The organism is Vibrio sp. RE88, from assembly GCF_013113835.1.
GTDB lineage: Bacteria > Pseudomonadota > Gammaproteobacteria > Enterobacterales > Vibrionaceae > Vibrio.
Window position 1 is genome coordinate 260,945 of the sequence record NZ_VTYQ01000007.1, and the last position, 15,230, is coordinate 276,174.

12 protein-coding genes are annotated in these 15,230 nt (G+C 47.4%); 7 read left to right on the forward strand and 5 right to left on the reverse strand.

Annotation, left to right across the window (positions count from 1 at the left end; translation table 11 throughout):
* Positions 1–200 precede the first annotated feature (200 nt).
* The 3 genes from F0265_RS17750 to hrpB form a co-directional block, all read right to left on the reverse strand.
* Complete coding sequence (locus F0265_RS17750; protein WP_345775875.1) at positions 201–2,453, reverse strand: patatin-like phospholipase family protein; 2,253 nt, start codon at positions 2,451–2,453, stop codon at positions 201–203.
* A gap of 109 nt (positions 2,454–2,562) precedes the next feature.
* Positions 2,563–4,923 (reverse strand): penicillin-binding protein 1B, encoded by a 2,361-nt coding sequence (gene mrcB, locus F0265_RS17755; protein ID WP_171749882.1) that lies wholly within the window; start codon positions 4,921–4,923, stop codon positions 2,563–2,565.
* The gene (gene hrpB, locus F0265_RS17760; protein WP_171749883.1) at positions 4,923–7,379 is read right to left on the reverse strand and encodes an ATP-dependent helicase HrpB; all 2,457 of its coding nucleotides are present in this window, start codon (positions 7,377–7,379) and stop codon (positions 4,923–4,925) included. Before hrpB ends, mrcB begins: the two co-directional genes overlap by 1 nt.
* A 54-nt stretch (positions 7,380–7,433) precedes the next feature.
* On the opposite strand from hrpB, the gene sfsA reads away from it, so the two are divergent.
* The 7 genes from sfsA to panC all read left to right on the forward strand — a co-directional run bounded on the left by sfsA (position 7,434) and on the right by panC (position 13,392).
* Positions 7,434–8,147, forward strand: a complete 714-nt coding sequence (gene sfsA, locus F0265_RS17765; RefSeq protein WP_021457062.1) for a DNA/RNA nuclease SfsA — start codon at positions 7,434–7,436, stop codon at positions 8,145–8,147.
* A 139-nt stretch (positions 8,148–8,286) separates the two neighbouring features.
* Positions 8,287–8,733 (forward strand): RNA polymerase-binding protein DksA, encoded by a 447-nt coding sequence (gene dksA / locus F0265_RS17770; protein ID WP_171749884.1) that lies wholly within the window; start codon positions 8,287–8,289, stop codon positions 8,731–8,733.
* A gap of 70 nt (positions 8,734–8,803) precedes the next feature.
* Positions 8,804–9,694 (forward strand): tRNA glutamyl-Q(34) synthetase GluQRS, encoded by an 891-nt coding sequence (gene gluQRS / locus F0265_RS17775; protein ID WP_006958113.1) that lies wholly within the window; start codon positions 8,804–8,806, stop codon positions 9,692–9,694.
* A 113-nt stretch (positions 9,695–9,807) separates the two neighbouring features.
* Positions 9,808–11,178: a polynucleotide adenylyltransferase PcnB gene (gene pcnB / locus F0265_RS17780; protein ID WP_065741179.1), complete on the forward strand. Its 1,371-nt coding sequence runs from the start codon at positions 9,808–9,810 to the stop codon at positions 11,176–11,178.
* On the forward strand, positions 11,175–11,660 hold the full coding sequence (folK, locus tag F0265_RS17785; protein ID WP_065741178.1) for a 2-amino-4-hydroxy-6-hydroxymethyldihydropteridine diphosphokinase: 486 nt from the start codon (positions 11,175–11,177) through the stop codon (positions 11,658–11,660). The genes pcnB and folK overlap by 4 nt, the downstream gene beginning before the upstream one ends.
* A gap of 23 nt (positions 11,661–11,683) precedes the next feature.
* The gene (gene panB / locus F0265_RS17790) at positions 11,684–12,478 is read left to right on the forward strand and encodes a 3-methyl-2-oxobutanoate hydroxymethyltransferase (RefSeq protein ID WP_006958115.1); all 795 of its coding nucleotides are present in this window, start codon (positions 11,684–11,686) and stop codon (positions 12,476–12,478) included.
* 11 nt (positions 12,479–12,489) lie between these two features.
* Positions 12,490–13,392 carry a pantoate--beta-alanine ligase gene (gene panC / locus F0265_RS17795; protein ID WP_019276929.1) on the forward strand — a complete coding sequence of 301 codons (903 nt, stop codon included), beginning with the start codon at positions 12,490–12,492 and terminating at the stop codon, positions 13,390–13,392.
* A gap of 75 nt (positions 13,393–13,467) precedes the next feature.
* Here the strand turns inward: panC and F0265_RS17800 are convergent, their stop codons facing one another.
* Both F0265_RS17800 and F0265_RS17805 read right to left on the reverse strand, forming a co-directional pair.
* Positions 13,468–14,238 (reverse strand): ABC transporter permease, encoded by a 771-nt coding sequence (locus F0265_RS17800; RefSeq protein WP_019276930.1) that lies wholly within the window; start codon positions 14,236–14,238, stop codon positions 13,468–13,470.
* Position 14,239: 1 nt separating this feature from the next.
* On the reverse strand, positions 14,240–15,154 hold the full coding sequence (locus tag F0265_RS17805) for an ABC transporter ATP-binding protein (protein WP_171749935.1): 915 nt from the start codon (positions 15,152–15,154) through the stop codon (positions 14,240–14,242).
* Positions 15,155–15,230 lie beyond the last annotated feature (76 nt).

Below are 15,230 nucleotides of genomic sequence, written 5' to 3' on the forward strand. Positions count from 1 at the left end.
TTTTCATTCATTTTGAGTGAGAAACAGTGCCAAAGAGGCCAAACTGTGGGCGGTAGGATAGCAAATTTAACCTTAAATTAAAATCTCATCATTTTGACCAACATAGCAACTTAAGACTAAAGTTCTATGATTTTCCTTGCTTAATTTCGTCAATTCCCTGCTTTGAGAATGGAGAATTGACGAAATCAATTATTGAATAACTATTTAAAACTCGTTCCTATAATCAGGTAGATAGAATCGAAGTTTTGTTCTGTTCGACCATAACCAAACATGATTGGCCCAACGGGGGAGTCAACCCCCGCAAACACTGAGCCCGCAGCATATAGTGGTGCCGTATCAAGCTTGATGCTTGGATCTGACCACACACCGCCGTATTCAAACGATGCTCCTAAATAAAACGGGGAAGAGAACAGACCAAAGTCATTGTCGAACCAGCGATAACGGTACACCAAACTGCCAAACGCTTTGTTATGACCAATCAAGCTGTTACGTGGAATACCTGATAAATTGAGAAAGCCGCCGAGCTCTTTGGGATCAATAATAAGAGAGGAATTTTTACTTTCTACCACTCCAACGTCGAGGTTTGCGACCAAAGTATGGCGAGAAAAGCTATTGGCGTAGATGATCTTAGCGCCATATTCATAAGCCGTATCTTCGTCATGACCATCGAAGACACTACCTTGACTGCCAACGCTTTCATCATGCGACACTAAGTAATCCAGATTCAGGTACAAACCCCGACTGGGCAAACTGTAGTTATCTAAGGTGTCGATGCGATAATTGGCAAATGCGCCTAATCGCTTAAATGACACATCACCTAGTGATGGCAGCGACGCGAGTTCTCCAGAACCATCGGTGTATCTGACACCGACTTTAAATCGGCGCCACAAAGTATCTTGGTAACCAACCGCCCACTCCGATTCCCACTCAGTGAAAGATATCGGGATAAAATCTTGAGTCGCTTTTAGTGACGGTACGTCGCCCCCATCTGGTGGCACATTGACCTTCTCATTGCTAAAAGTAATGCCCAAAGTGGTAAAGAGATCTGAACTGGAAAATAGCGGGCTATAAAGCGTACCTTCGATTAGCTTGTCGGTACCCATTTCAATATTGAGGGCAAACTCCGCACCATACTCATTGAGATCAGTGAAATTGGTCGATACCCCTATCGCGTACTGACTGTCAGTGTCAAAGTCATCCTCAAGGAAAAAACGGAAGTTCACATAGTTTGGGCCCCAGGATTTTTCTTTGACGTTAACAATCAAGGCATCCTGATCGTCAATTTTATCATAGCGATAAGTGATCAATTCAAAGCGATCCAACGCATAAAGATTCTGAATACTCTGCTCGACTTCCGACGTTTTGTAGCGATGACCAGCATTCAAGCCCAAATGTTTTTTCAGTACGTCATCACTGTAGTGAGTGTGGTTATGGACAACAATCTTATCGACCGTGATTTCGTCGCCATACCTCAGCTTACGACGGACATCTTCTTTGTGATCAACGTAATCCTGATACTCTGAAGAAGACACGCTGTAGCGTTTGAGTAATTCTTGGTTTTGAATGGCAATTTGATAACCCTTTTTAAACGCTTCGGGCATCTTGTCAAACTCTGTCGTTTCCATATCACCAACTTGAGGCTTAAGAAAAACATCGTCTTCCGTCAGCGTTTTGGCTTGACGATTAGTCGTGCTGCGCACTAAATAATTCGACAGTTGATCCGCTACAGTGAACAACGTTGTGAAGTCTTCTTCGTCTTTGTAATCGGTACTAATATCAACCGCAATAACGATATCTGCGCCAAGGTCTCTTGCGACATTGACAGGCATATTGTTGGTTACCCCACCATCAACCAGAAGCTGATCATTGAGTTCATAAGGTGGTAACGCCCCCGGAACCGACATACTGGCCATCATGGCATCAACGAGGTAGCCACTTTTGATGACGACAGGTTCAAGCTCAAGAATATCGGTTGCGACCGAACGGTAAGGAATGGCGAGTTCATCAAAAGATTTAAATGGAGGAAGGTTACCCGACGATTCACGTAGAATTCTTAGCATTCCCTGCCCTTGCACAATACCGCGCGCGGCACGCACATCCCCCCAGCCGAGACCTAAATCTGTCGTCAATTGGAATCTGTCTTCATATTCTTTGTCACGTACACGACGGTGGCTGCGGTCAACCCGGTCACGATAACCACTGTTCCAATCTATGGTCTCGATCAAGCCTTCAATTTCATCGGCACTCATGCCTGTTGCGTACAAGCCGCCCACGTAAGCACCCATGCTGGTGCCCGTGATATAATCGACCGGAATTCTGAGCTCTTCCAGCGCTTTAAGGACACCGATATGTGCCGCCCCTTTGGCACCGCCACCGGCGAGAACCACCGCGATTTTTGGCCGTTCTGGTTCAGCACTTTCCCCTGTATCAGAGAACGCTGTTCGTGGTAGCACAAACGTACAAGTAAATAGAAGCCAGACTAGTTTTTTCACTCTAGAGTTCCCGTCTCATTCATATACGTACATAAGTCGATAGTTTTATATTATTGACACAACCAACTGTTTACCAACTAAATATTTTCTTTATCCATTGTGTGGGTTGGCTGTCACACTGCTGCTTAAGTACATTGTTGGCATCCCAAACTGGCAGTTTAAACTGATTATCACAGTCCAGTTGCAGACTGCCTTGCTCAGTATGTTCAAAGCCAAGCGTGCTGATCCCTTTTGGCCAAGGTAACGTCAGCTTTTCCGGTATACGGTGATTGAGATATTCTGCATAAACTCGTAACGCACCACTGGAGCCCGTGAGTTTGGTCGGTTTATTGTCATCACGACCTAACCAGATGGTCGTCACTTCACGTCCATCGACGCCAACAAACCAGCTGTCACGCGTATCATTACTGGTCCCGGTCTTCCCTGCTAACGCCGCCCAGCCAAACTGGCTATTGAGATAGCGGCCTGTTCCCTCGAGAACGCCGCGCTTCATTGCATAGGTTGTCAGCCACGCAGCTTGTTGGTCGATGGTTTGAGACATGCGAGGCAGTGACTGATACAGGGCATTACCTTCTAAATCGACCACTGAGCGCAACGCAGACAAGGGCGCTCTCTTGCCCGAATTGGTCAACGTCTGATACATCTGTGCGACCTGAAATGGCGTTAATGTGAAGGAACCAAGGAACATTGACGGCACAGGACGAATTTCATTTCGATCAACACCCAGCTTCTCCAAGGTATTAACAACATTTGGTATACCGAGCTGCATGCCCAACTGAACAGTCGGTACATTGAGGGATTTTGCCAATGCAATGTACAAAGGCACATCTCCTCGGAACTTACGGTCATAGTTGCGCGGCGACCAAACACTGCCTTTAGAACCTTTAAGGCTGATCGGTTTATCGTGTAAAGTCGTCGCCAGATTGTATTTGTCAGGCTGCTCTAAAGCGGTGAGATAGACCGCCGGTTTGGCTAACGAACCTATCTGACGACTGGCGTTAAGCGCACGATTGAATCCGTCGTACCCTGTCCGTTTACCTCCGACCATAGCGCGAATTTCTCCGGTATGGCGGTCAACGGCGATCGCTGCCCCTTCAAGTGACTTGCCAGCGACTTTGCTTAGCTGAGGTATTTTCTTGGCAATGGCCTGTTCCAGCTCTTGTTGAGAAACTGGATCGAGAGATGTAAACACCCTGAGACCAATATCCGACTGAAACGCATCACCAACTTTCTCTTTGAGCTCTATCTTCAGTTGCTGGAAGTAAGCCGGCTGACGGCTGGCAATGCGCGGATTATCCTGAATATCCAGCGGGCGACTGGCTGCCATATCGTACTGGTTAGCACTCAGGATCCCCTGCTGCATCATCAGACGAAGCACTAAATCTCGACGCTCTTTGGCGCGTTCAGGGAAGCGTACTGGGTTGTAGTAAGATGGCCCCTTTACCATGCCCACCAGCAAGGCGAGCTGGTCAATACGCAGTTCTTGAATCGGCTGTCCAAAATATAAACGGGAAGCCAACCCAAAGCCGTGAATGGCTTCCCCGCGGCTTTGTCCTAAATACACTTCATTCAGGTAACCTTCCAGAATACGGTCTTTGCTGTAGCGGTAATCAATGATCAATGCGATATAGGCTTCACGGATCTTACGCCACAGCGTTCGATCACTCGAAAGGAAAATGTTCTTCGCAAGCTGCTGAGTCAGGGTACTGCCCCCCTGCACCGTACGACCCGCTTTGACATTGGCGACCAATGCTCGGGCAATCGCAAACGGTGAGACTCCGTCATGCTGATAAAAGTCTCGGTCTTCGGTAGCCAGTAATGCATCAACCATGACTTCAGGAAACTGATCTCGCCTCAAGAATAAGCGCTGCTCATCATGATTTTTCTCCAGCATGCCCAACATCTTCGGTTCGATCCGCAAATAGCCAAGATCACCCGAGGATTCGAGCGACTGAATACGAAGTAAGCCAGAACGGTCAAAATGCAGCATCACGTGACGATCAGGCTCAGGCCCATCGGTAAACTCAAACGGACGGCGAATCAGTTCAATTTTGGTTGACGACGACGAATACTCACCAGGATAACGGGGCTGGCGTACTTTACGGTAGTTGAGCACATCGAGTTCGTTGCGAACTTCCTGAATCGAAATCGAATCACCCGGAGAAAGGTTAAGAATGCGAGCGTAAACCACGGTCGGCAGATCAAACAGCTGACCTTCGAAACGCTGTTTAACCACACTGTCTAGGTAAATACCGACAAACAGCAGCAAGGCAAACCCAGCTAAACCGAGCTTCCAGGTCACTCCCCATAACATTTTTAACCAGCTACGTTGGCCTTTTTTGGTTGGCTTGCGTCTCGCTGTCGCCCGTTTGCGAGCAGGCTTCTTGGTTGTTTTGGTTTTGCTGCTCACAGGTGTTTTTTTCTTGGTCATTATTTCAGTTGTCGCTTAGTTTTGGTCGTTGCCATATGGTTAGCCGGATCGTCCGGCCAAACATGCTTGGGGTAACGCCCTTTCATTTCTTTTTGCACTTCCCTGTACGCTCCCGCCCAAAAGCTGGCTAAATCGCGCGTCACTTGCAGCGGTCGTTGTGCTGGGGATAGTAGCTCCATCACCAAGGTTTTACGCCCGTCAGCAATGTGAGGCGACCTCTGCTCACCAAACATTTCCTGCATTCGCACCGAAAGTACCGGATCTTGACCTAATTGATAACGTATTTTCTTCTTTGAACCTGTGGGAACAATGTAGTGCGTTGGTAGCCACTGGTCGATTTCCTGATTGAGTGGCCAAGCAATATATGCCATCAAGGCAGGCTCCAAATCCACTTTAGCTAGCGCTTTGAGTGAACTCACCCCAACCAGATAAGGCTCTAACCACTGCTCAAGATTATCCAATAATTCTGCATCAGAAACACCGGGCCATTGATGTTCTGGTAACCACTCTGCAGCGCAGCGAATCCGCTCTAAGGTTTCTAGGCTGCTTGGCGACCAGTTTAGTACGCCCAAGCCTTTTCGACGGACACAGTTGAGTAAAGCCTGAGTAATTTTTTGTTTATCTGGCTCAGGAAGTGGACGACGTTCAATCACTAATCGCCCTAAATTTCGTTGATGTTCTGCTATCAATCGCCCTTTGCTGTCGTCCCAATCGACACTCTCTTTCTCTTCAATCAATTGAGGAAGCCATTTCTCGATTGCAGTCATGTCCAGTTCTGCGGCAAGAAAAACTCTCGAGGCATCCGAATGACTACGCATCAAATCAGCCACCACCAAATATTCAGCGGTCGCGAGACGTTCGTCATCGGCCATTTCTGCGCCATGACCATTCGCCAATAAGAACTTACCCGCCTGCCCTTTTCTTAGTTGGCCAACCCGGTCCGGATAAGCCGTCGCCAGAATCACCGCGACTAAAGGCTCTTCAACATCATTAAGCGAAAAGTTAACAGATAGCTTTCGCGCCAGAGCTTGTCCGCGCTGCAGCACGATTTTCTGTTTGCTGTGAAGGCCGCGCTTAAAGCGATCAATACTGTGCATGAAATCAAGCACGTTGCGCTCAGGTTCCTCTAGCAGAGCAGCCACCGCCGAGGCGGTATTTTTCCAGCGTTGTTGTTCAGAGTGCATCAGCATCGCAGCGATTCGCGGCTCAACACCAAGCTCGCTTGCCAGCCGACCATGTTCGGTTAACTGGTGTTTGTCATCTAAAAGCCCCAATTTATTCAGTAAACGGCGAGATTGATTCAGGCTACTCTGAGGAGGGACATCGAGCCATTTCAGCTCAGCGGCATCCGCTGCGCCCCACTGTGCTAACTCTAATGTTAATGCTGCCAAATCTGAGTGAAGAATTTCCGCCGAAGGCACTTCTGGTTGCTGATCCAACTGGCTTTCACTGTACAGACGCAGGCAAATCCCCGGCTCAATACGCCCGGCACGCCCTGCACGTTGCTCGGCTGAAGATTGCGCAATTCTACTTTGATCCAGTTTTGTCACACCGCTTTTTAAATCAAACTTCGCCACTCGTTCTAACCCTGCATCCACAACCAAACGAATGCCTTTGATAGTTAATGACGTTTCCGCAATATTGGTCGCCAGCACCACCTTACGTTTACCCTTGGGTGCTGGCTGAATTGCCGCTTGTTGCTGAGCAAAGCTAAGTTGTCCGTACAAAGGGCACACTTCAACGTTGTCCGGCAGCTCACTCATTCTCTCAGCAACACGCTTTATTGCCGCAACGCCGGGCAAAAAAGCCAAAACAGAGCCAGATTCTTTGCTGAGCAGTGAAGCAATTTGCTTAGCCATCACCTCTTCCAATCGCTCATTCGGTTTTAGCGGCTGATAGTGATACTCAACAGGATAACTGCGACCTTGAGATTCTATGTATGTCGCGTCTGGCATCAGTTGGCTCAACGCCCGCTGATCAAGTGTTGCCGACATCACCACCAGTTTTAGATCCTCACGAAATGCTTCTTGAATCTCGAGGCTGAATGCCAATGCGGTATCAGCATGAATGCTACGTTCATGAAATTCATCAAAAATTAGCAATGAGATACCATCGAGTTCAGGATCTGACTGGATCATTCGGGTCATAATGCCCTCAGTCACAATCTCCAACTTAGTATCTGGGCCTACTTTGGTTTCTCCCCGCACTCTATAGCCCACCTGCTGACCGACATTTTCTCCCAGTTGCTGAGCCAAATAACGAGCGATATTACGCGCGGCCAGACGTCTGGGCTCGAGCATGATGATTTTCCCTTCAACAACATTCTCACGAAGCAATTGCAGAGGAAAGTAGGTGGATTTACCGGCACCGGGCGCAGCTTTGAGGATAACTTGAGAACGAGTTCGCACGCTTGAGAGTAGCTCATGCATCACGCTCTCGATAGGCAGCTGTGACAATGGAAAAACCTTATGGTGTAATGATGTGAATATTGTACATAAATCCAGTTCTAAATGAAGTTTGATCCCCCACTCGAATCTGCAATCTTAATTAAGCGCTATAAGCGATTTCTGGCTGATATTACCTTGCCAGATGACAGCGAACGTACCATTCACTGTGCCAACACAGGGGCAATGACCGGCTGTGCGACTGCTGGTAACACCGTTTGGTACTCCACATCCGATAACCCTAAACGCAAATACCCCAATAGTTGGGAGCTAACACAAACTTCGAATGGGCATCGTATTTGCATCAATACTGCACGTGCCAATCAATTGGCGGTTGAAGCAATTGAAGCGGGTGTTATTGAAGAATTACAAGGTTATGAGCAACTCAAAACAGAGGTCAAATACGGTAGTGAAAATAGCCGGATTGATATCTTGCTCAAATCACAACACCAACCAACGTGCTATATAGAGGTGAAAAGCGTTACGCTACTTGATGAGGAAAAACAAGGACAAGGCTACTTTCCCGATGCTGTGACCACCCGTGGTCAAAAGCACCTGAGAGAGCTCACAGAAATGGCGCAAAATGGAAGCAGAGCGGTACTTTTGTTCACTGTTTTACATTCAGGGATTGAAAAAGTCTCTCCAGCACACCATATAGACGCAAAATATTCACAATTGTTGAAAAGCGCACAGGAACAAGGGGTGGAAGTTTTGTGCTACAAAGCGGAGCTTTCAAACACCGAGATGAAGCTGGTGGAACGTATCAATTTCACCTATTGAGAGAAAAAATGATGTCACCTTCACATAGGCAGCAAGTTTACTCTCTAGAGTTTGCCTCGAATTGTTCTTTTTGCTATAGATAGCCGCCTTAAAATTTAACTGCGAGCGCAGTTGACTAGGTGTTAGTAGGAGATGCTGCATGCCAGAATCGAAGAAAAAAGCGCTAGGCATCCTAGCCATTGCAGGGGTTGAGCCATACACAGAGAAAGTTGGTGAAGAGTACATGTCACCAGAACAACTGGCTCATTTCACGAAAATTTTGACAGCATGGCGCAACCAGCTCAGGGAAGAAGTTGATCGCACCGTTCACCATATGCAGGACGAAGCGGCAAATTTCCCAGATCCAGTTGACCGTGCGTCTCAGGAAGAAGAATTCAGCCTAGAGCTGCGCAACCGTGACCGCGAACGTCGTCTAATCAAGAAGATCGAGAAAACGCTGAACAAAATCGAAGAAGATGAGTTTGGCTTCTGTGACTCTTGTGGTATCGAGATTGGTATTCGTCGTCTGGAAGCTCGCCCAACCGCAGATCTGTGTATTGATTGTAAGACACTGGCCGAGATCAAAGAAAAGCAGATGCAAGGCTAAACCACTGCTTTTGACCAAAGAATCAAGGGAGCGTATGCTCCCTTTTTAGTTTTATTGCGACAAAAAGTGTATGAGTTATATAGGACGCTTTGCCCCGTCACCTTCAGGCCCGCTTCATTTCGGCTCTTTGGTTGCCGCGCTAGGCAGTTACTTGCAGGCCAAATCTCAACAAGGACAATGGTTGGTTCGAATCGAAGACCTTGATCCACCGAGAGAAATGCCCGGAGCTTCCGACTTAATCCTCAACACGCTCGACGCCTATCACCTTCACTGGGACGGTGAGGTGGTCTATCAAAGCCAGCGACACGATTTGTATCAAGAACAGATAGAGCGATGGCTAGACGCACAGCAAGCGTATTACTGCCAATGCACGCGTAAGCAGGTGAAAGCAATGGGTGGCTTTTACAACGGAACCTGCCGTCAGCTCACACTGACGAATCATTCTGAGTGTGCGATTCGCCTCAAGATGACGCATCCAGTCTACCATTTTGATGATCGCAAACACGGCCGACTCAACATTCCCTCGCAACTGGCAGATGAAGATTTTATTATAAAGCGCCGAGACGGATTATTTGCGTATAACCTTGCAGTAGTATTGGATGATATTGAGCAAGGGGTGACTGAAGTCGTCCGTGGCGCCGATTTGATCGAACCAACGGGGAGACAGCTCAGTCTCTATCAGATACTGGGAAAAACACCCATTCGTTATCTGCACCTGCCTTTAGCACTCGATGAACATGGTCATAAGTTATCCAAGCAGAACCATGCGCCAGCGATTGATAATGGCAACCCAAAACCCGCTTTGATTGAAGCCATGCGCTTCTTAGGTTTTGATATTAATAGGGAAATTGAACAGGCTGATATAGAAGATATCATAGAGTGGGGAGTCAAAAACTGGCATATCAACCAGTTACCTGACACGACTGAAATCAAAGCAAGATTCTCAAACCGCTCACTGTAAGCTATTATTAGCCGCAAATTCGCCCCAAGGGCATAAACGGAATCATCAGCAAGTCCTATACAGGCATACTCAACACTAGGTATTTCAAGACATGCCTCGCTAATGAGTAACAGATGCACATGACTAAAAACGACTATACACCAAGCGAAAAAGACAGTTATCCAGAGTTATCTCTGAACATTATTACTCGCCAAGAGCATAATATCTCTCGCAAGCAAATCAGCGACAATGCATTGAAGGTGCTATACCGACTTCATGGTGCAGGCTTTGATGCCTTCCTTGTCGGTGGAGGCGTGCGCGATCTGCTACTTGCACAGAACCCAAAAGATTTCGATATCGCAACCAATGCCACACCTGAGCAAATTCGCCAGTTGTTCAAGAATTGCCGCCTGATTGGCCGCCGTTTTCGTCTGGCGCATATCATGTTTGGCCGCGATATTATTGAAGTAGCGACTTTCCGTGGTCACCATCAAGAAACCAGCAAAAATATTTCTCAGCAATCGAAAGAAGGCATGCTGCTGCGCGATAACGTCTATGGCACCATTGATGAAGATGCGGAGCGTCGTGATTTCACCATCAATGCGATGTACTACAACATCGGTGATTATGCGATTCATGACTATGCTGGCGGTAATGAAGACTTAGAAGACAGATTAGTGCGCCTGATTGGCGACCCTGAAACGCGTTATCGTGAAGATCCAGTTCGCATGCTGCGTGCCATTCGTTTTGCCGTAAAGCTAGACTTCGATATCGAGGAAGATACAGCAGCACCTATTGAAGAAATGTCACCACTGCTACGTGATATTCCATCGGCACGCCTGTACGAAGAATCACTCAAGATGCTGCAATCAGGTTATGGTTTAGAAACCTACCACCTGATGCGTGAGTACAACCTATTCCAGCAACTCTTCCCTGTCATCTCTGAAGACTTCACAGAGGAATACTCCTCAAAAACCGAGCAGATGCTGGATCTCGTTTTAGATTCTACCGATCAACGCATCGAAGAAGGCAAACGAATTAATCCTGCTTTCATGTTCGCGGCTATGTTGTGGTACCCGCTGCAAGCCCGTGCCGAACTACTGATGGAGAAGCGTAAACTCTCTGCATACGATGCGATAATGGAAGCCAGTAATTACATCCTCGATGAACAGGTTCGTACTATTGCCATCCCTCGCCGCCATACCGCAACGATTCGCGAAATCTGGCAATTGCAACTTCGTATGCCACGTCGTAATGGCAAACGCGCTTTCCGCTTAATGGAACTTAACAAGTTCCGTGCTGGCTTTGATTTTCTTGAAATGCGCGGTGAAGTTGAAGGTGGTGAAACTGAACAATTAGCCAAATGGTGGGAAACCTTCCAAAATGCAGGGCGTAACATGCGTCAGTCCATGGTGGCAGATTTGGACGCAGAGTCTCCTGAACCGGGCAAAAAGCGTCGTCGTAAACCATTTCGCAAGAAAAAAACCAAGGCTTCAACATCATGAACACTGTTTTTATTGCGGTGGGCAGTAATCTTGCTGATCCCGTTACACAGGCGAATGATGCTATCGAAGCGCTTAAGCAACTGCCAAAATCCCAGTTTAAGCAAAGCTCAAACTTGTATAGCAGTACCCCAATGGGGCCGCAAGACCAACCGGATTACATCAATGCGGTGGTCGAAATCACAACTGAATTAACGCCACTTGAACTGCTCGATTGCACTCAAGCTATCGAGCAAGAGCAAGGGCGTGTCCGTAAAGATGAGCGATGGGGCCCAAGAACCCTGGACTTAGATATTGTTCTTTACGGCAATGAGGTGATGGATTCCGAGCGTCTGACTGTTCCTCACTATGGAATGAAGGAGCGCGAATTCGTGCTCTACCCGCTCGCGGAAATCGCACCAAATTTAACCCTCCCATGTGGGACCAGACTGGAAGACCTATTAAAAGTCGTTGAGCAAAACGGTCTGCGTATTTGGCAATCATAGCCAACTCCTTAAAAGGAAAAATCATGAAAAAAATCACCATAAACGACCTAATGAACTGGAAGCAGGAAGGTCGTAAATTTGCTACTTCTACAGCTTATGACGCGAGCTTCGCTCAACTGTTCGAAAGTGAAGAAATGCCAGTACTACTGGTTGGCGATTCACTGGGCATGGTTCTGCAAGGCACACGTGACACACTCCCAGTGACAGTGGAAGAGATTGCTTACCATACTCGCTGTGTGCGTGCTGGCAGCCCTAACTGCCTACTGATGGCTGATATGCCATTCATGAGCTACGCGACACCTGAGCAAGCGTGCGAAAGTGCCGCTCAGATCATGCGAGCTGGTGCAAACATGGTCAAAATTGAAGGCGGCGATTGGCTAGTCGATACAGTCAAAATGCTAACCGAGCGTGCCGTACCTGTGTGTGCTCACTTAGGTCTGACGCCACAATCGGTCAATATCTTTGGTGGTTTTAAAGTTCAAGGGCGTGATCAAGACAAAGCAGACCGTATGGTTCGCGACGCATTGGCACTTCAAGAAGCGGGTGCGCAGGTGATCTTGCTTGAGTGTGTACCACGTGATCTTGCAGCGCGCATTACTGAAGTATGTGACGTACCTGTCATCGGTATCGGTGCTGGCAATGCCACCGACGGCCAGATCTTAGTCATGCATGATATGTTTGGAATTTCAGCCAATTACATGCCGAAGTTCTCAAAGAACTTCCTTGCTGAAACGGGCGACATGCGTAAAGCTGTAGCTATGTACAAAGACGAAGTTGAAAGTGGCGCATTCCCAGGTGAAGCCCACACAATTGCGTAAGGATTTGACTGATGCAAACTTTTGCTGAAATTGCCGCTCTTCGCGAGCAAATCAAACAGTATAAGCGTGACGGCCGCAAAATCGCCTTTGTTCCGACAATGGGGAACCTGCATGAAGGTCACCTCACTCTAGTTCGTAAAGCGCGTGAGCACGCTGACGTCGTCGTGGTAAGCATTTTTGTCAACCCGATGCAGTTTGACCGCAGTGATGACCTAAACAACTACCCACGTACCCTGGAAGATGACCTCAGCAAACTGAGTGGTGAAGGCGTTGAGATTGTTTTCACACCAACCCCAGAAGTAATTTATCCAGAGGGTCTAGACAAACAAACTTCAATCGAAGTCACTGGGTTGTCGAATATCCTTGAAGGTGCCTCGCGCCCCGGTCATTTCCGTGGTGTTGCGACAGTGGTAACCAAGCTATTTAATATTGTCCAACCCGACGCCGCTTGCTTCGGTGAGAAAGACTTCCAACAGCTGGCTGTCATTCGCAAAATGACTGAAGATTTGGCAATGGACATTAATATCGTTGGCGTCACTACGGTACGTGAAATGGATGGTCTAGCGATGAGCTCACGCAACGGCCTGCTGACGATTGATGAACGACAACGTGCGCCGGTACTCGCACGTACAATGCGTTGGATCAGCAGCGCTATACGTGGTGGACGTGATGATTACGCTTCTGTGATTGAAGATGCCAGCGATCAGCTTCGTGCTGCTGGGTTACAGCCGGATGAGATTTTTATTCGCGATGCACGCACTCTCCAAGCCGTCACAGCAGAGACGACTCAAGCGGTGATCTTAATGTCCGCTTTCTTAGGCAAAGCCCGTTTGATCGATAATCAAGTCGTTGAAATGGTGGTAGAGGCGAAGGAAGAAGAAAACACTGAAGCCTCGTCAGAAAGCGCTGAATAGCGAAAAGCAAGCACAAAAAAGGGTTGACGTTAAAGCGTCAACCCTTTTCTTTTTGTTCAATAAGCGATTTGACAATTAGCTTCGCAGACCAATGCCTTTAGTCACCAAGTAGTGGGCTACTGCATATAAGGCAACGACAAATACACCAAGCACACCGAATGAGGTCACAATCCCAACATCCGAAACACCCAAGAAACCATAACGGAACGCATTAACCATATAGACAATTGGATTGATTTTCGACACGCCTTGCCAGAATTCAGGCAACAAGCTAATCGAATAGAAGACACCACCGAGATAAGTGAGCGGAGTCAGCACAAAAGTGGGAATGATCGAAATATCATCGAACGTCTTCGCGTAAACCGCATTGATCAAGCCACCCAATGAGAACACCACTGACGTCATAAACACAGTAGCGATGATGATTCCCCAGTGATCTACTTGCAGATCAACAAAGAACAGCGACACAAAAGTCACAATGGTACCGACCAATAAACCACGCACCACTCCCCCCATGACAAAGCCCAAAATAATCACATAGTTAGGAACGGGGGCGACCAACAGTTCTTCGATATTTTTCTGGAATTTAGCACTGAAAAAGGACGACGCCACATTGGAATATGAATTGGTGATCACAGACATCATGATCAAGCCCGGCACTATGTATTCCATGTAACTAAAGCCATTCATTTCACCAATTCGAGAACCAATCAGGCTACCAAAAATAATGAAATACAGAGTCATTGTGATCGCTGGCGGCACTAAGGTCTGAACCCAAATTCGAGTGAAGCGATTGACCTCTTTGGTCAGTAGGCTACAAAAAGCCGTCCAATAAATACGGTACATTTTACTGGCCTCCTTCGCGGACAATATTCACGAACAGCTCTTCGAGTCGATTGGCCTTATTGCGCATCGACAGTACTTTGATGCCCTGCTCTGTCAATTGGCTAAAGATGGCATTAAGCCCTTCACTCTTCTCGATTTCAATTTCCAGTGAACCGTTAACGACACTCTGGCTGTTCACGCCTTTCAGAGGAGGCACTTCGACCCCATCTTCCAAATCAAGTATGAAGGTTTCCACATGAAGTTTGTTCAACAACGCTTTCATTGTGGTATTTTCTATCAGCTCACCTTTACTGATGATCCCTATGTTACGACACAGCATTTCAGCTTCTTCAAGGTAATGGGTCGTCAAAATAATCGTGATGCCTTCTTGGTTGATTTCCTTAAGAAATTCCCACATAGAACGACGCAGTTCAATGTCGACTCCCGCAGTAGGTTCATCCAGAATCAACAACTTCGGCTCGTGGACCAAAGCGCGGGCAATCATCAGGCGACGCTTCATTCCGCCCGATAAGTTTCGTGCACGTTCGTTACGTTTTTCCCACAGATCGAGCTTGGTTAAATACTTTTCGGCTCTTTGTTTCGCTAAAGTGCGTGATACTCCGTAGTACCCTGCCTGCTGTAGTACGATTTGTTCAACCGTTTCAAACTGATTGAAGTTGAACTCCTGCGGTACTAAACCTAAATTCTGCTTGGCCAGTTCCAAGCTCTGATCAATGTCGTAGCCAAACACTTTGACCTTACCGGACGTTTTGTTAACCAGAGAGGAGATGACACCAATGGTCGTCGACTTACCGGCACCATTAGGCCCCAGTAAGGCGTAAAAGTCGCCTTTGGCGACATTGAGGCTAATACCTTTCAATGCCTCAAATCCCCCCGCATAGGTTTTACGGAGCTGTTCAATTTCTAATGCGTACATAGTTTCAGTGTAATTGTTGGTTTTGTGCGGATGTGGGTAACGTGCGTATGCCGTTAGAGCGCCGCGAATGTAATTC

What these genes read in the sequence shown, in the direction of transcription:
- mrcB (WP_171749882.1), bottom strand. Translation starts at nt 4,923, where the DNA reads ATGACCAAGAAAAAAACACCTGTGAGCAGCAAAACCAAAACAACCAAG.
- sfsA (WP_021457062.1), top strand. Translation starts at nt 7,434, where the DNA reads ATGAAGTTTGATCCCCCACTCGAATCTGCAATCTTAATTAAGCGCTAT.
- dksA (WP_171749884.1), top strand. Translation starts at nt 8,287, where the DNA reads ATGCCAGAATCGAAGAAAAAAGCGCTAGGCATCCTAGCCATTGCAGGG.
- gluQRS (WP_006958113.1), top strand. Translation starts at nt 8,804, where the DNA reads ATGAGTTATATAGGACGCTTTGCCCCGTCACCTTCAGGCCCGCTTCAT.
- pcnB (WP_065741179.1), top strand. Translation starts at nt 9,808, where the DNA reads ATGCACATGACTAAAAACGACTATACACCAAGCGAAAAAGACAGTTAT.
- folK (WP_065741178.1), top strand. Translation starts at nt 11,175, where the DNA reads ATGAACACTGTTTTTATTGCGGTGGGCAGTAATCTTGCTGATCCCGTT.
- panB (WP_006958115.1), top strand. Translation starts at nt 11,684, where the DNA reads ATGAAAAAAATCACCATAAACGACCTAATGAACTGGAAGCAGGAAGGT.
- panC (WP_019276929.1), top strand. Translation starts at nt 12,490, where the DNA reads ATGCAAACTTTTGCTGAAATTGCCGCTCTTCGCGAGCAAATCAAACAG.
- F0265_RS17800 (WP_019276930.1), bottom strand. Translation starts at nt 14,238, where the DNA reads ATGTACCGTATTTATTGGACGGCTTTTTGTAGCCTACTGACCAAAGAG.
- F0265_RS17805 (WP_171749935.1), bottom strand. Translation starts at nt 15,154, where the DNA reads ATGTACGCATTAGAAATTGAACAGCTCCGTAAAACCTATGCGGGGGGA.